This is a genomic window from Sorangium sp. So ce381, assembly GCF_051473845.1.
Classification (GTDB): Bacteria; Myxococcota_A; Polyangia; order Polyangiales; family Polyangiaceae; genus Sorangium; species Sorangium atrum.
The window spans coordinates 7,774,814-7,791,310 of record NZ_CP150336.1; the positions used below are offsets into that span (position 1 = coordinate 7,774,814).

Annotated in this window: 13 protein-coding genes; 6 read left to right on the plus strand and 7 right to left on the minus strand. The window is 71.7% G+C overall.

The genetic code is table 11. The features are described 5' to 3' along the window. Together WMF29_RS28830 and WMF29_RS28835 are read right to left on the minus strand one after the other, a co-directional pair. Complete coding sequence (locus tag WMF29_RS28830) at positions 1–1,848, minus strand: type IV pilus twitching motility protein PilT (protein WP_437323349.1); 1,848 nt, start codon at positions 1,846–1,848, stop codon at positions 1–3. A gap of 206 nt (positions 1,849–2,054) precedes the next feature. Next, positions 2,055–2,570, minus strand: a complete 516-nt coding sequence (locus WMF29_RS28835; protein ID WP_437323350.1) for a hypothetical protein — start codon at positions 2,568–2,570, stop codon at positions 2,055–2,057. Between the two features lie 1,056 nt (positions 2,571–3,626). On the opposite strand from WMF29_RS28835, the gene WMF29_RS28840 reads away from it, so the two are divergent. From WMF29_RS28840 to ilvD, 3 genes are all read left to right on the plus strand, one after another. Next, the gene (locus WMF29_RS28840) at positions 3,627–4,370 is read left to right on the plus strand and encodes a class I SAM-dependent methyltransferase (RefSeq protein WP_437323351.1); all 744 of its coding nucleotides are present in this window, start codon (positions 3,627–3,629) and stop codon (positions 4,368–4,370) included. A 100-nt stretch (positions 4,371–4,470) separates the two neighbouring features. After that, on the plus strand, positions 4,471–4,707 hold the full coding sequence (locus WMF29_RS28845) for a hypothetical protein (RefSeq protein ID WP_272094263.1): 237 nt from the start codon (positions 4,471–4,473) through the stop codon (positions 4,705–4,707). 216 nt (positions 4,708–4,923) lie between these two features. Beyond that, positions 4,924–6,840 (plus strand): dihydroxy-acid dehydratase, encoded by a 1,917-nt coding sequence (ilvD, locus tag WMF29_RS28850; RefSeq protein ID WP_437323352.1) that lies wholly within the window; start codon positions 4,924–4,926, stop codon positions 6,838–6,840. A gap of 174 nt (positions 6,841–7,014) precedes the next feature. Here the strand turns inward: ilvD and WMF29_RS28855 are convergent, their stop codons facing one another. Continuing rightward, complete coding sequence (locus tag WMF29_RS28855; protein ID WP_437323353.1) at positions 7,015–7,500, minus strand: hypothetical protein; 486 nt, start codon at positions 7,498–7,500, stop codon at positions 7,015–7,017. Between WMF29_RS28855 and WMF29_RS28860 the strand changes: the two genes are divergently transcribed. The 3 genes from WMF29_RS28860 (at position 7,499) to WMF29_RS28870 (ending at position 11,265) form a co-directional block, all read left to right on the plus strand. Continuing rightward, entirely contained in the window at positions 7,499–8,389 is an 891-nt protein-coding gene (locus tag WMF29_RS28860) for a formylglycine-generating enzyme family protein (RefSeq protein ID WP_437323354.1), read from the plus strand. The genes WMF29_RS28855 and WMF29_RS28860 overlap by 2 nt on opposite strands. Before the next feature lie 162 nt (positions 8,390–8,551). After that, positions 8,552–9,562 (plus strand): FAD-dependent oxidoreductase, encoded by a 1,011-nt coding sequence (locus WMF29_RS28865; protein ID WP_437323355.1) that lies wholly within the window; start codon positions 8,552–8,554, stop codon positions 9,560–9,562. Positions 9,563–10,368: 806 nt separating this feature from the next. Further along, positions 10,369–11,265, plus strand: coding sequence for a fatty acid desaturase (locus tag WMF29_RS28870; protein WP_437323356.1), 897 nt, complete (start codon positions 10,369–10,371; stop codon positions 11,263–11,265). Positions 11,266–11,467: 202 nt separating this feature from the next. Here WMF29_RS28870 and WMF29_RS28875 read toward each other — a convergent pair whose 3' ends face one another. The 4 genes from WMF29_RS28875 to WMF29_RS28890 form a co-directional block, all read right to left on the minus strand. Next, positions 11,468–13,192: a hypothetical protein gene (locus tag WMF29_RS28875; protein WP_437323357.1), complete on the minus strand. Its 1,725-nt coding sequence runs from the start codon at positions 13,190–13,192 to the stop codon at positions 11,468–11,470. A gap of 180 nt (positions 13,193–13,372) precedes the next feature. Then, the gene (gene floA / locus WMF29_RS28880; RefSeq protein WP_437323358.1) at positions 13,373–14,365 is read right to left on the minus strand and encodes a flotillin-like protein FloA; all 993 of its coding nucleotides are present in this window, start codon (positions 14,363–14,365) and stop codon (positions 13,373–13,375) included. 48 nt (positions 14,366–14,413) lie between these two features. After that, positions 14,414–14,887 carry an NfeD family protein gene (locus WMF29_RS28885; RefSeq protein ID WP_437323359.1) on the minus strand — a complete coding sequence of 158 codons (474 nt, stop codon included), beginning with the start codon at positions 14,885–14,887 and terminating at the stop codon, positions 14,414–14,416. After that, a complete protein-coding gene (locus WMF29_RS28890; protein WP_437323360.1) occupies positions 14,884–16,461 on the minus strand; it encodes an NfeD family protein in 1,578 nt (525 codons plus the stop codon). The genes WMF29_RS28885 and WMF29_RS28890 overlap by 4 nt, the downstream gene beginning before the upstream one ends. Between the last annotated feature and the right edge of the window lie 36 nt (positions 16,462–16,497).

The following is a 16,497-nucleotide window of genomic DNA, read 5'->3' on the forward strand; positions in this document are numbered from 1 at the left end:
TTACGCTCCCTTCTTCCCGAAGAGCGCGCCCGCGCGCTCGAAGAGGCCCTTGCCCGCCTCGACGGGCGCGGACTTCGACGCGTCGGGCGGTGGGGCGGGCGGCCTCCTGTCCGGCGTGAGCATGGGCTGCCGCCTCCCGGCGAGGACGGCCTCGAGCTCTTCGGGGGCCTCCGCCACCTTGAGCGCGGCCTCGAGCGTGGTCTTGCCGGCGCGGACGAGCTCGGCCAGCGAGTCGTCGAGGCGGATGATCCCGAGGCCCTTCCCTCGCTGCTGGAGGCTCGGTATCTGGAACGTCTTGGAGTCGCGGATGAGGTTCCAGAGCGGGACGGAGCCGGGCAGGACCTCGGCGGCGGCGACCATGCGCTTGCCGCCCTCGCTCGGCAGGAGCCGCTGGCTGACGATGAGCCGGAGGCCGCCCGCGAGGGTGACGCGCACCTGCTGCTGATCGCCGGGCGGGAAGAGGTCTATCAGCCGATCGATGGTCTTCGCCGCGCTCGGGGTGTTCATGGTGCCGAGGACGAGGTGGCCAGTCTCGCTCGCGGCCAGCGCCATGCGGACCGTCGCCGTGTCCCTGAGCTCGCCGACGACGATGACGTCGGGATCCTCGCGCAGCGAGGCCTTGAGGGCGTTCTCGAAGGAGCGGGTGTGCGTGCCGACCTCGCGCTGGCTGATCATCGCCTTGCCGCGCGCGTGGACGAACTCGACGGGATCCTCGACCGTGATGATGTGATGGCTGGTCTCGCGGTTCAGGATATCGATGATCGCGGTGAGCGTCGTGGTCTTGCCGTGGCCCGTCGGCCCGGTGATCACGATGAGGCCCTGGTGGTGGCGGGTGGCGAGCCCGATGGCGTCGGGCAGGCCGAGCGACGCGAGGGTCGGGATGCTGCGCGCTATCAGCCGGAACGAGCCCTTGTACCCCTGCCGGTGGCGCGAGATGTTCACCCGGAAGCGGCCGAGCGCGCCGAGCTCGAGGGCGAAGTCGCAGGAGCCCTCGGCCTCGAGCACCGGCGAGAGGCGCGCCGGGACGCGCGGCAAGAGGAGGGACTCGACGGCCGCCGGGTCGAGCGGCTCGCCGTGGGGCATGAGCTCGCCCGCCACACGCAGGAGCGGCGGGCGGCCGGCGACGAGGTGGAGATCGCTCGCGCCCTGATCGCGCGCCATGGCGAGCAGCCCGTCGAGGGCTGTCGACGGCACCTCGGCGGAGGAGGGCCGCGCGCGCCCGCCCGCCGCGACCGCGCGCGCGGCTGCGCGGGGCTCCGGGGACGGTGATGACGGGCGGGCGGCCGGCGCGGCGCGCTCGGCGGCCGGCGCATCGTCGGCGCGCGCCTCGAAGCGAGCCACCGAGGGCCGGTTGGCGCGGGGCTCTGCGGGCGGCGGCGGGGAGCGGAGGTCGAGCGCGACCTCCGAGGAGCTCGTGCGCTTCGCGTCCGCCTCGCGCGGCGGAGGGCGCTGCCCCTCCTCGGGCGCGAGGTGCTCCCGCATGGAGAACTGCTGCGAGGGGCGGGCGGGAGGCGCGGCGGCGGCCGCGGTCCCCGACGCGGCGGACGACTGCATCCGCGTCATGCGGGCGTGCACGAGGTCACCCTGGCGCGCGGCCACGACGGAGATGGCGCCGATGCCCTCGATGCGGATGTGCCACTGCGACGGCTTCGCGCCGAGGGCCTCGACGTGGCGGCCGCCGCCGAGCGCGCTGAGGAGCATGAGGATGTCCTCCGTGGAGAGGGCGCCGGGATCGACGGCCTGGAAGGCGCCCGAGACCTTGACGCTGGGCATGCGCCCGGTCGCCACGGCGAACTCTGTCACCTCGGGGCGGTTCAGTTGCGAGAGCCAGGATCGAAGGGCGTTCATCGTCGTCGCTCGTCTCCGCAAGCCGACTCTATCAACGATGAGGCGCCGCGTTTCAAAATGTCGTGCGACGGCGGCGACATTCGGCGGCGGCGACCCGCGCCGCGCGGCCCCGCGCCGACTCCCTCCCACCGCCACCGCTCGCGGCGCCCGCGCCGGTCCTCCTCGGAGCGGTGCGACCCGGCTCACGCCCGCGGCGCGACGCCGGGCTACTGGATCGCGAGCTTGAGCCTGGCGCCCTTCACGAAGTGGCCCGGCGTCTTGCCCTTCTCGCCGGGAGGCGCCTGCTGCTCCGAGTCGATGGTGAGCTGCATGTTGCCGGTCGACTCGATCTTCTTCATGGTCACCCTGGCGATCTCGACCCATTTCGAGGATCTCGGTCCGTCGGGGTTTTCGACCTTGCGGAAGAGCACCGCCTTGGTCCCCGCGACGACCGGCTTCTCGGTCGTGGAGACGAGCGGCAGCAGGGTCGCGACCTTCCCCGTGCGCGAGACCAGCCTGCCGTAGACCTCGACGGAGTAGCTCTCCCACTCGCCCGCGCCGGAGGCCGAGGCGGGCTCTGCCGTAGGCGCGCTCTCGGCGCCGGCAGCCGCCGGCGCAGCCTGCCGCGGCGTGGCGGGGTGCTCTGCCGAGGCCGCGGTCGGCGTGGCGGAGAGGAGCGCGGCCGCGCCCGCGGCGACGAGCGATCGCGAGCACCTGGAGAGCCAATCACCAACCGTCTTCATGCACCACGCTCCTTCGTTACTTCGAAGCGATCCCACGACCCGCGCGAACTACGCAGGTTCGCAAACACCGCAGTTACAAAACTTCTCATCGTGACGCAGACTGGCCCCCTCCGCAACTCATTTCTCGATCTCGACGGGGGTTTGCGATCATGAACCATTGGCCACACGCTCATCCACATTCACATCCGTATCCACATCCGCATCATCCGCATCCGCATCCGTCATCATCGCGGGTGTCCCCGGCGCGGCCCGTATCACCGGCGCCCAGCCGTGGCTGCTCCCGCGCGCCGCGCAGCTTCACCTTCATCGTCGGCGGCTCGTCCGCTTCGTCCCTGGGCGTCTGGCGCGCCTCGCTCAGATTCCGGTGCTGGCCGCCTCGGCGAGAGGCCGACCGGGCTCCGGCTGCGCGGCGCACACAGGAGTGCGGCGCGGCTCGCCTGAGCTCACCAGGTCATCTGGCTTGCCTGTCGTTCTGGCTCGCCCGTCGTTCCGGCTGCCTGGTTGCCCGGCCTGACCGCCTGCCTGGGCTCTCCGGCTCGCCTCGCTGGTTCTCCGACAGGTCCATCAGCGCGCTTCGCGAGGCGCGCTCTCGAAGAGCGAAACACCCACGCGAGCGACAGGCTGGCTCGGTCCAAGCCCGCCGTGCCTCATTCTCACCCGTCCGACCAAACCAGCTGCGCACAGCAGCGCGACCTCTCCCTCTCCAACCTCGCTCCGGGAACCTTCCCGGTGCCTTCCAACACCGCCGACCCGAAAATCGATGTCGGAGTAAGAGTCGCGTTTCAACCAAGATATCATGTCTTCGTCAAAGCAGAGCAGAAATTTTCGGACGCAATCGATTCTGGTGCGCCCCCGTGCGCGCATGTGTGACGCGCGCCGGCGCAGGGCGCACGCCCGAGCGTCCATGTGTGCCGGCGCCGGCGCGCCGTCTGGCCATGTGTGCCGGCGCCGGCGCGCCGTCTGGCCATGTGTGCCGGCGCCGGCGCGCCATCTGGCCATGTGTGCCGACGCCGGCGGGCCCTGCGGCTGTAGGATGGCCGCGGAGGAACAAAGCCCATGCCCACGGTCGCCGCTCACTACGACACGCTCCTCGCCGAGCACTATTCGAGGATGTTCGGGGATTACGACGCCAAGGTCGCCGAGCAGCGGGCGCTGTTCGAGCGCCTCGGCCTGCGCTCCGAAGGCCCGTCCGGAGCCGCCCCCGAGGCCATCGACCTCGGGTGCGGCTCCGGCTTTCAGTCCATCGCGCTGGCGCAGCTCGGGTTCAGGGTGACGGCCGTGGACACCTCGGACAGGCTCCTCACCGAGCTCGACGCGCGCCGCGGGCCGCTCGCCGTCGAGATCGTGAGAGAGGATCTCCTGGACGCGCTGGAGCGCTCGGGGCCCCCCTGCGCGCTCGCCGTGTGCATGGGCGACACGCTCCCCCACCTCGGCAGCAAATCGGACGTGGAGCGGATGTTCGCCGGCTGCGCCCGGCGACTCGCGCCCGGCGGCCATCTCGTGCTCACGTTCCGCGACCTCACCCGCGAGCTCGAAGGGGTCGACCGGTTCATCCCAGTACACGACTCGGCAGATGTGATCATGACCTGTTTCCTCGAGTACGAACCCGAGACCGTCAAGGTGCACGATCTCGTTCACACCCGCAGCCGAGACGACGGCCGGTGGACGCTGTCAGCGAGCTTCTATCGCAAGCTGCGCCTCTCCCCCGATTGGGTCTGCGACAGGCTCGACGCGGCAGGACTCCGCGTCATCCATCGCGAGATCGCGCGCGGCCTCGTCACCCTCGCCGCGCGCTCCTGAGCTGACGTGGGCCGGGATACGAACACCCATTCAAATACCTCCTGTGGAGGTTGATGATGCGGCCGACGCGGCGCTAACTTGATATGGGAGGATCAGACCCATGTCCGAGAGAGCGAGTCAGACAGGCACGAACGACGCGGGGCAAGCTGCGGTCGTCAACCGGCCGTCGCGGGATGAGGTCCAGGACCTGCGGCGAGAACGAGACGAGGCGCGCGAGCTCCTGGCCACGCTGGTCGTGGCGCTCAAGCGCGCGACGTTCCGGCACGGCACCTACATCGACGGGCTCGGCGCCGCGATGGTCGCCGTGGATCGGTGGTCCAAGCCACGAGGCCGATGACCGGAGGGCCTGCCCCGGGCTGCGGTGACGCCCGGAGTCGCGAGGCAAAGCCCCGAGAGACCTGGTGAGCGCGCCGCCTTGGCCGCTCGAACGACCTCGCCGCTCGTGGATGCAGCGCACGCAGCGCGCGGCGGGCGCGGCGGGCGCGGTGGTCCCACGAGCGCCGGCCCCGCCTGCCGGCTAGGCGCGAGGGCCGGAACGGAGTAGGTTCCTGGCATGGCCGGATACCGCAGTCGTACATCCACCCAGGGGCGCAACATGGCAGGGGCGCGCGCGTTGTGGCGCGCCACCGGCATGAAGGACGCGGACTTCGAGAAGCCGATCGTCGCCATCGCCAACAGCTTCACGCAGTTCGTTCCGGGGCACGTCCACCTCCACGACGTCGGGCAGCGGGCGAAGAAGGTCATCGACGCCGCGGGCGGGTGGGGCGTCGAGTTCAACACCATCGCCATCGACGACGGCATCGCGATGGGCCACGCCGGCATGCTGTACTCGCTGCCGAGCCGGGAGCTCATCGCCGACAGCGTCGAGTACATGGTGAACGCGCACTGCGCCGACGCGCTGCTGTGCATCTCGAACTGCGACAAGATCACGCCCGGCATGCTCCTCGCTGCCATGCGGCTCAACATCCCGACCGTCTTCGTGTCGGGCGGTCCCATGGAGGCGGGCAAGCTCGTCGGGACGCACGACCGCGACGGCAAGCCCCTCATCCGGAAGCTCGACCTCATCGATCCGATGATCGCCGCGAGCGACGACAAGGTGACCGACGCGGATCTCGCCGCGATGGAGCGGTCCGCGTGCCCGACCTGCGGCTCGTGCTCCGGCATGTTCACGGCCAACAGCATGAACTGCCTCAACGAGGCGCTCGGCCTCGCGCTGCCCGGCAACGGCACGCTGCTGGCGACGCACGCGGCGCGCTGGGAGCTCTTCGAGGCGGCGGCGAAGCGCGTCGTCGCGCTCGCGCAGCGGCACTACGTCGACGGCGACGCCTCGGTGCTGCCGCGGAGCATCGCGACGTTCGAGGCGTTCGAGAACGCGATGGCGCTCGACATCGCGATGGGCGGCTCGACGAACACGGTGCTCCACATCTTGGCGGTCGCCCGCGAGGCGCAGGTGGACTTCAAGATGGCGGACATCGACCGGATGTCGCGCAAGGTGCCCAACATCTGCAAGGTCGCGCCGTCGTCGCATCACCACGTCGAGGACGTGCACCGCGCGGGCGGCGTGCTGACGATCCTCGGCGAGCTCGATCGCGCTGGGCTCATCCACCGGCAGGTGGGCACGGTCCACACGGGCACGCTGGGCGAGGCCATCGACGAGAACGACATCCGCCGCCCCACGGCGACGGCCGCCGCGAAGAAGCGCTCGCTGGCCGCGCCGGGCGGCGTGCCGACCACGGTCGCGTTCTCGCAAGACAAGTACTTCGCCGACACCGACGATGACGCCCAGAAGGGCTGCATCCGCGACGTCGATCACGCGTACAGCCGCGAGGGCGGGCTCGCCGTGCTCTACGGCAACATCGCGGTGGACGGCTGCATCGTGAAGACCGCCGGCGTCGATCCCGAGATCTGGAAGTTCGAGGGGCCCGCGCGGGTGTTCCACTCGCAGGAGGCGGCGTGCGACGCGATCTGGGACAACCAGATCCGCTCGGGCGACGTGGTCGTGATCGTCTACGAGGGGCCGAAGGGCGGCCCCGGCATGCAGGAGATGCTCTATCCGACGTCGTTCCTGAAGGGGAAGGGGCTCGGGAAGGCGTGCGCCCTCATCACCGACGGCCGGTTCAGCGGCGGGACGTCGGGCCTGAGCATCGGGCACGTCTCGCCGGAAGCGGCCGAGGGCGGGACCATCGGGCTCATCGAGGAGGGCGACCGCATCCGCATCGACATCCCCTCCCGGACGATCGATGTCCTCGTCAGCGAGGCGGAGCTCGATCGCCGCCGCCGCGCCGCCGAGGCGCGCGGCGCCGATGCGTTCAGGCCGAACCGTGATCGGAAGGTCTCCCCTGCCCTGCGGGCGTACGCGCTGATGGCCACGAGCGCCGCCAACGGCGCTGTCCGCGACGTCGGCCAGATCGAGCCGGGCCGGCGCGCCGGGGATGGCGGGGCCGCGAGCGGCTCCGGGCAGCACAAGTAACGGAGCTCCAGGCGCCGTCCAGCCGCCGTGCCGCGCTGGCGAGGCGCGAACGGGGCCACAGCGCACGCAGCGCGGCGTTCGCCGTCGATGGAACGGTGGCCGCCGCGCCGGCCACCCGGAGGCCGGCGCGCCCGGCGCGGGTCGAGCGCTGCAACGCTCCGTGCCGGTCCGGCATCAACAGCGACGGGGGTGCGCCCGGTCGCGTATGATGCCGTACATGAGAACATTGGCGCTCATCGTGGCCACCTCTCTCGTCTCGGGTTGCAGCCCGAAGGTGCGTGATTTCCCTGGTGACCACGACGTCGGGAGCGGTGGAAGCGGGTCCGGTGGCAGCAGCGGTGCCACCACCAGCAGCAGTGACACCGCCAGCAGCAGTGACGCCACCAGCAGCGGCGCGAGCAGCAGCAGCGGCGGCGGGACAGACAGCTGCGTCGACCCGGCGGAGGACTGCCCGCCAGCGCAGGGCGCCTGCATGGAAGCGGTGTGCAGCGAGGGCGAGTGTGCGGAGCGGCCGAGGCCGGCGCGGACACCCTGCGGGGCAGACGGCAGCGCGCAGTGCGACGGAACCGGGGACTGCGTGACGTGCGCGGGCGGCATGGCGTGCGAGTGCGGGGAGCCGGGATGCCCGAACACGTGCGGATCGATGGACGTGATGGTCATGCCTCCGAGCTGCGCGGGGGGCGGGCCGGGCGCAGGGGACAGCTGCGGGCCGGGCGACGCGAGCTGCTGCGGCAACAGGATGGTCCCCTGTGGCACTTTCCTGAGGGGCTACGACGGGACGCCGAGCACGGACGACTCGTTCCCCGCGGCCGTCAGCGACTTCCGCCTGGACAAGTACGAGATCACGGTGGGGCGATTCCGAGCGTTCGTGGATGCCGGGCAGGGCGTCCAGGAGAGCCCGCCGGCCATCGGCGCTGGCCGGCACCCCCACGTCAACGGCAGCGGGTGGGTCGCGGGGTGGAACACGCGGCTCGCGCCGAACACCGCGGCGTTGAAGGCGGCGCTGCAGTGCAATGGCGATCGCCTCTGGACGTGGACCGACGCCCCCGGGGCGAACGAGGAGCTGCCGATCAATTGCATCACCTGGTTCGAGGCGTTCGCGTTCTGCGCGTGGGACGGCGGCCGCCTGCCCTCGGAGGCGGAGTGGAACTATGCGGCAGCGGGAGGCGACGAGCATCGACCTTACCCCTGGGGCTCCGAGATCGACGGCGATCGCGCGTCGTACAGCTGCACCGGGGATGGGAGCGCCGCGGGGGCTTGCGCGCTGAGCGACATCCTGCCGGTCGGGTCGAAGCCGCGGGGCGACGGGCGATGGGGGCACTCGGATCTGGCCGGCAATCTGTGGGAGTGGACGATGGACTGGTGGCGGGATGCGCCCCCCACGCCGTGCATCGACTGCGTGCATCGCGTGGACGGCGATCGCGACGCGACGCGGGTCACCCGCGGCGGGAGCTACCGCGCGCCGGCGGCGGACGTGCGCGCAGGCAACCGCGACTTCAGCTATCCCATCGACCGCGTAAACAACATCGGCGCCCGCTGCGCGCGCTAGAGCGGCATGGTGCAGCGCTGGGCGGAAATCACTGTAGATCGGACATCACGGGACGTCGCGGAACATCACGGGACGTCGCTGGACGCAGCCGGACGTCGCTGGACGCAGCCGGACGTCGCTGGACGTCCGCGAGACGGGATTCGACGCCGGGCGTGGTGTGCGATGTCGACGGTGAGGCGCGGCGTGCTAGAGCGCGCGATCGTGGCGTCATCGAGGGGCCAGGCTCAGGCGCGGCGGATCACCGTCGTGGGCGCAGGGGTGATCGGGTTGACCACGGCGGTCGTCCTCCAGCGCGACGGCCACCGGGTGCAGGTGATCGCAGCGGCGCGCGGCGAGCGCACGACGTCCGCGGTCGCGGCCGCGCTGTGGCATCCTTTCCTGGCGAACCCGCCCGAGCGCGTCAACGCGTGGTCCTCGAGGAGCCTCGATGAACTCACGCGCATCGCGAACGAACACCCGGAGGCGGGTGTGGATCTCCTGACCGCGCGCGAGGCGGAGGACGACACGCGCCTGCCGTGGTGGGCTCCGAGCGTCCCGGACCTCGCGCTCGAGCCTGGACCCCACCCGCTGGGCGCGCCGTACAGCCTGCGATTCACGGCGCCGCGCATCGAGCCATCGTTGCACCTGCCCTGGCTGGAGGCGCAGCTCGACTGTCCAGTGCGCACCGAGCACGTGCGATCGCTCGCCGAGGTCGAGGGCGACTGCGTCGTGAATTGCACCGGGCTCGGGGCGCGCGCGCTCACCGGCGACAGCGAGCTCATCGGCGTCTATGGCCAGGTAGCGATCGTCGAACCGGGCGAGATCCACCCAGATGTCGCACTGGGTGATGAAAGGGACGAATCGGCGCTCGTCTATGTCATCCCAAGGCGTCGCGAGATCGTGATTGGCGGTTGTTTCATCCCGTCGCCCGATGATCGCCCGTTGACGCCTGATCCCGAGCTCGCTGACGCAATGCTCCAGCGGGTGCGCGCGGCCGGGCTCAGACCGGGCCGCTTGCTCGGTTCACGTGCCGGGCTGCGCCCTTATCGGAGCACCGTGCGGCTCGAGCGTGAAGGCCGCGTGATCCACAACTACGGCCACGGCGGTTCGGGATACACGCTGGCATGGGGTTGTGCCCACGAGGTGAGCGCCATGCTGCGGGACGGCAACGCCTCGACATACGGCCATGTCTAGTGGAATGTGCCGAGCGCACTGTTCTGACGCGCGCCGTGATGTCAGCGTCAGAACGGCGCCTCCGGGCCTGTTCCTCGGACAAAGGCAGCGGCGCCAACGCCAGCTCACGCACGCCGCCGCAAACCAACGCAGGCTGACGCAGGAGGACGACGTCATCGCAAACCGACGCAACGGTTGCGTCGGTCGCAACTGTCGCAACTGTCGCAACTGTCGCAACGCTCGTAACGGCCGCAACCGTCACAAACCGAAACAAACGACGCTGCTTCTGGAATCCAGCCAACCAGAAAGCCCAACGCGACGCTCCGAAAGTCCCGTTGTGCTCCTGTTGCTAGGCTGCTAGATTGGATTCGTGCTCGTCTGCGAGCGTCTCCCGCCTTCTCTCGCAGTGGAACCGCCCGTGGCGCTCCCCTGTTCGTCCGAGAGAATGGCCGTGGACGGCCTCGCTCTGGAGGTCGCTCACCCCTGACGACCTCTCGGTGCCATCCGTGGAACGGTCCCGAGTGGTCGAACGTTCGTTTGCGCTTGATCCGGCGTACACCGTCCGCTGTCACCAACGTGAAGATCCGAAGCTTCCCCCGGGAGTTTTGAGCGCCATGAACAACGACGAGAACCGACTCAGTCGTCCATCGGGGCGGCCAGCCGTCTGGAGTTTCACGAGGAGCAACGACGAGAATGGCCCGAGCCGCCCCTCGGGAAGGCCGTCGGGGAGACCCTCGGGCAGGCCGTCGGGGCGGCCCTCGGGAAGGCCGTCGGGGAGACCTTCCGGGCGGCCGGCCCTCTGGAGCGTCCTGCCGCTCGACAGCGGCTTGCTGCAGACCCGGACGATCGAGTGGCCGACGGTGGCGCTCTTCGCGGGGTCGTACGCCCTCTGGGCGACGGCCGTCTACGCGGGCGTCGCGGGCTGGGTGTCGACCGTGCCGGCCGTGCTCGCAGCGGCCGTCGCCGCGTATGCCGCCTTCACGCCGATGCACGAGGCCGCGCATCGGTCGCTGGCGCGCTCCGCGCTGCTGAACGGCGTGATCGGGCGGCTGTCCGGGCTGCTGCTCGTGGCGCCGTTCCTGGCGGTGCGTCACTTCCACCTCGAGCATCACAAGCACACGAACGAGGCAGATCGGGATCCCGACTACTGGAGTGGGCGCGGCCCGTGGTACGTCCTGCCGCTCCGCTGGGCGACACAGGATCTCCACTACTACTATCTATTTTTGCGCTCCTACCGCGCGCAGAAGCGCGCGGAGCGGATCGAGACGGTCGCGTCGCTCGCGGCCATGCTCGCCCTCGTGGCCCTGGCCTTCGGGCTCGGTTACGGCGAGCTCGCGCTCCTCTACTGGATCTTGCCGGCGCGGCTGGCGATCTTCTTCCTCGCGTTCGCCTTCGACTACCTGCCTCACTACCCCCACGAGATCACGGCGGCGCAGGACCGGTACAGCGCGACGCGCGCGGTCGACAGCGCGCTGTTCAACGTGCTGCTCTTCGGGCAGACGTATCACCTGATCCATCACCTCTACCCGGCCGTGCCGTTCTTCCGCTACCGGACCGTGTGGAAGCACCAGCGCGAGGAGCTCATGAAGCTCCGCTCGGAGAGCCTCCCCCCGCCGCGGGCGCCGTTGCCCCTGATCACGGCGGGCAGCCTCGCCGCGCCGCGGGCGCCCACGATCCAGACGGCCCACCCCCCGCAGGCCGCGGCCGAGCTCGACGCCATCTGACCCGCGCCGCGCCCCGCTCCCGCTCCACGGCGGTATCCGCCCCCCGCCCCTTTTCTCCTGTCACAAGCCCCGCCGAGCGACGGTCTCCCGCACAGGAGACGGGCCCAGATCGGCGTTTTCGGCGCGCAAGCGCACTCCAGTGCGCTGAGCACCGAAAACGTCGAGATGGGCCCGTATCCGAAGCGGGTGACCGTCGCTCGCTCTAGAGGCGGGCGCGGCGGCGGGCGCGACGCGCTCGCGGCGGCAGCAGGACCTCCCGGAAGAGCAGGGCCTCCGTCACGGCGCGGCGGTCCAGCGTGACGCGGGACGCGTCGAGGCGCGACCCGAACGGGTCGGGCCGTCGCTCGCTCGTGCCGAGCGCCGGGATCGCAGCGCGCGCCTTGATGAGGATCGACAGCGACTGCGCGGGCTCATGATGCGCCGCCAGGACCGCGCCCGCGAGGAGCGCCCGGGCGTCGAGGACGGCGGGGACCCGGCCGGCGAGCAGCGCGTCGCGCGCGCGCGAGGCCTCCTGCCGCTCGTGCGGGCCGTAGTCGAGCCCGCTGATGTCCTGCAGACCGAAGCCGGACAGGGCGGTGAGCGGGCCGGCATAGAGGCGCTCCACGATCCACGCGGCCATGCTGGCGAAGGGCGAGAGCGGGAACGGGCGCCACGCCCCCCTCACGGGCAAGAGCAGGTCATCGAGGCTCACCTCGGCGTGGCGGCGCGCCCACGCCTCCCGCAGGGCGCGCGCGTCCTCGTCGAGCCCGCCCCGCTCGAGGACCATGCACCCGATGAGCACGCGCAGGTGGGGCGGAGGGTGCTCGTCATAACGCGCGCCGGTCACGTCCGTCTGGACGGCGATCGACGCGTACGGCTCGTCCTCCTGGAAGAACAGCTCGCTCATCGTGAGCACGTAGGCGGGGCCGAACATGAGCGTGCCAAAGACGTCGCAGAAGATCTCCTCGAACCACACGCCGAACACCCGCCGGAGCTCGGGAGCCTTGACGCGATCGCCGTCCAGCGCGGGCGGGCGCGCCCGCTCGCCCCCCAGGCCGAGCTCGCGGCGCAGCGCCGGCTCGAGGCCGTCGACCGAGGCCAGGAAATCGTGCCCTATCTCGTGCGCGAGCGCCGGCCAGCGCAGCGGGGTCGAGAAGAAATCGACAGGGAGGAAGATGGGCGCGATCGACGTCGGGATGAAGCCCGTCCAGATCGCGAGATCGAAATCCGTGAGCTGCGTGGCCGGCGCTCCGCTCCGGAGCGGCAGCCCCTCCGCCCGCGCGAACGCGATCACGGGGGCGTAGCAGGCGTCGGCGAGGGCGTCCGCGTCGCCGAGCTCGGGCAGGAGCGATGGGTCGCGGCGCTGCCGCACGAGCACCGCGATCTCGCCCACGACGAGCTCGATGCGGTCCGCCGCGGACTCCGCCTCGCGCGCCGTGAGGCCCGCGTCGACGGCGGCGCGCAGGGACCCGATCTCGTGCGGGACGGCCCCGAGGAGCACGTCCGTGAAGCGCCGGTTCGCCCGTTCATGGCGCACCATCTCGCCGAGCGCCGCGGCGCTCTGCTCGAGCTCGGCGAGCCGCAGGAGCACCCCGCGCAGCCGGTCGGCGTCGGGCGCGCGCGGGGCGCCGAAGGGCATCCCCGCCCACGGCGCAGCGCTCGGGGGCGCGACATCGACGAGCCCCGTATCGCTCCCCCGCGCGACATCAACGAGCCCCGTATCGCTCCCCCGCGCGACATCAACGAGCCCCGTGTCGCTCCCCCGCGCGACACCGATGGGCGCCGTATCGCCCCGAGGGGCGTCCGCGTCGCCGAGCCGCGCGACGGCACGCGCAGCGCGCTCGGCGCGCCTGGCTTGCACGCCCCCGTACAGGCTCGCGAGCTTGACGATCGCCCAGATCACTCCGATGAGGGCGCCGACGTATTTCTCGAGGTCGATGTCACGCATGGCGCCCGTCCAGCGTCGTCGGGGCGCGGCCCTCCGGCCGCGCGGCTCTCCGGCCGCGCAGAGCGCGGCGATAGCGCCCGGGGCGGGCCGAGCACCTCGGCCAGGACGAAGCGCCGCACGAGCGCGTCGCGGCGGCCGAGCCACGCGAGGAGCGGGCTCGGCGGGTCGCGCGGCGGCACCTCACGACTCCCCGACGGGATCGGGCTTGCCCCCCGTGGTGCCGGCGATGCCCTGGCGCATCTCGGTGTCGGCGATGACGTTGCGCATGTTGTAGTAGTCCATGACGCCGAGCTTGCCCGTGCGGAGCGCCTCCGCGACGGCGAGCGGGATCGTCGACTCCGCCTCGACGAGCTTCGCCCGCATCTCCTGCGTCTTGGCCTTCATCTCCTGCTCCTGCGCGACCGCCAGCGCGCGGCGCGACTCCGCCTTGGCCTGCGCGACCTGCTTGTCCGCCTCGGCCTGCTCCGTCTGGAGCTTCGCGCCGATGTTGGAGCCGACGTCGACGTCGGCGATGTCGATGGAGAGGATCTCGAACGCCGTGCCCGCGTCGAGGCCCTTCTTGAGCACGTTCTTCGAGATGGTATCGGGGTTCTCGAGGACGTGCTTGTAGTCGTCGGCCGAGCCGATGGTCGAGACGACGCCCTCGCCGACGCGGGCCAGCACCGTCTGCTCGCCCGCGCCGCCGACGAGGCGATCGATGTTGGCGCGCACGGTCACGCGCGCGATCGCGAGCAGCTGGATACCGTCCTTGGCCACGGCCGAGACCTTCGGGGTCTCGATGACACGCGGGTTCACCGACATCGCCACCGCCTCGAGCACGTTGCGGCCGGCGAGATCGATGGCGGCCGCGCGCGAGAAATCGAGCTCCATCCCCGCCTTGCCCGCCGAGATGAGCGCGTTGACGACCGCCTCCACCCGGCCGCGGGCCAAGTAGTGGGCCTCGAGCATGTCGACGGACACCTCCTCGAGACCCGCCTTCACGGCGCTGATCCGCGCGTTGACGATCTGATCGGGCGGCACCCGGCGCAGGCGCATCGCGATGAGCGTGAGCATCGAGACCCCGGCGCCCGACGCCTGCGCGGCGATCCACAGCCGGAGCGGCACCATGTACAGCGTCGCGACGATGGCGACGAGCACGAGCCCGCCGATCACGATGACCGAGATGATCTCCATATCCCTCTCCACCCGTCCCTGTCCGTGAAGGGCCGCCTCTCGCGCGCTCTAGGGCTTGCGCGGCTCGACGACGACCCGGTTCCCCTCCACGCTCGCGACCCGCACAGGCGTGCCGGCCTCCACGTAGAGGCCGTCGGTCACGACATCGACCGCGCGATCCTCGATCTCGACCGTGCCGGCGGGGCGGAGCGGCGTGAGCGCCCTGCCCTCCTTGCCGGCAAGCGCGGCGAGCCGCGCGTCCGGGCCACGCCCGCTCCGCTGGGTCTCGAGCAGCACCATCCTGCGGCCCACAGGCGTCCTCGGGACAGCCCAGAACAGGAGCCCCGTCACGCAGACGCCGGCGCCCAGGGCGAGCAGGCCGTAGCCGATCCCGAGCGACGCCCATGCGAGCGCGACCGCGCCGAGCACGGCGGCGCCGCCGAGGACCCCGACGAGGCCGACGCCGGGGATGACCAGCACCTCGATGGCGAGCAGCACGAGCCCCGCCACGAGCAGCGCGACGACGAGCAGCGCCGGCGTCACGCTCCGCGCTCCTCGTCCGCGCCGCGCGCGATCGCCCTCACGACGACCCGGCCCCCCTCCGCGCGGATCACCCGCACGCGGGCGCCGGCCTCGACGTAGCCGAGCTCCGAGAGCGCCTCCACGCGGCGGCCGTCGAGCGCGACCTTGCCCGAGGGGCGCAGATCGGTCGCGGCCGTGCCGAGCCGGTCCACGAGCGACGCGGGCGCCGCGGAGACCTCGGGAGGCCCTCCGACGGCGACGCCGCGGATCGCCGCGTCCAGGACGAGCCGGCGCCCGAAGCGCGTCCTCGGCGCGATGCGGGCGGCGGCCACGGCGAGCGCCGCCGTCGCCGCGAGCGAGCCGCACACCGAGGCGAGGGCGCGCGGCAGCCAGCCGGCGTGCCAGGCGACGTCGACCGGCACGCGCTCGAGATCGAGGAGCGAAAGGAGGAGGGCGCTCGCCACGCACGCGGCGCCCGCGACCCCAGGGACGACGTGCCCCGGGACCAAGATCTCCACCGCGATGAGGATCGCGCCGACGGCGAAGAGCGCGAGCTCCTCCCAGCCGGCGAGCTTCACGACGTGGTGCCCGAAGAAGAACAGCGCGAGGCACGAGAGCCCGACGGCGAGCGAGACGCCGTGGCCCGGCGCGTAGAGCTCGAGGAGGATGCCGAGCATCCCGAGGGTCATGAGGACCCCGGAGAGCGTGGGATCCGAGAGGAAGCGCGCGAGCTGCTCGGCGAAGCTGGGGCGCGGGCGGGTGATCTCCGCGGGCTGGGCGCGGCCCAGGGCGCCGAAGAGGTCTGCCTCGCTGCCGGCCTGCACCTCGGCGACGCCCCACGCGAGCGCCTGCGCGCCGTCCAGCGTGAGCAGCTTCCCCTTCTCATCGAGGCCGGGGACCTCCACATCGGCGTCGACCATGGCCTCGGCGATGTCGCCGCGCCGCCCCTTCGCCTCCGCGGTCGCGCGCATCTCCTTCCGCATGTAGGACACGACCTTCTCGGCGACAGGCTTCATCTCGCCTCCCTCGCCGATCTGCACGGGCGTCGCCGCGCCGAGGGTGGCGCCGGGGGCGACCGCGATGACATCGCAGGCGAGCGAGATGAGCGCTCCGGCCGAGATGGCGCGCGGGTTGACCCAGCACACCGTGCGGGCGCGCGCCCGGAGCAGCGCGTCCCGGATGGCGAGCGCGGCGTCGATGCGGCCGCCGAGCGTGCTGATGTCGAGCACGAGGAGGTCGCCCTCCCCCTGGGCGGCGACGATGCGCTCCAGGAAGGGCGAGAGGCCGAGATCGATCGTCCCGGAGATCGCGACCACGGTGACCTTCCCCGCGCCGGGGATCGGCGGCAGCGGTCGCGGGCCCGGCGGCGCCGGGGTCCCCGCTGCGGCCGCGCCGCCCGGGCCCGCCGCTTCGCCGCGGGCGGGAAGGCACAGCGCCATCGTCGCGAGGAGCGCGAGGAGCGGGATCGCGAGCCGCGCCCACCTCGCGGCCTGTTCCAGCAGGCGCCACAAACCAGTCAAGCCCCGCTCCCTGCTATGGCGGCTCGGCTCGCGCCGCGCGCCATGCTCCTTGAGGTTCACGCCGAAGAACGGCATGGCGAGGGTAGCGCATGGCGGCGCTCCCCGATACCC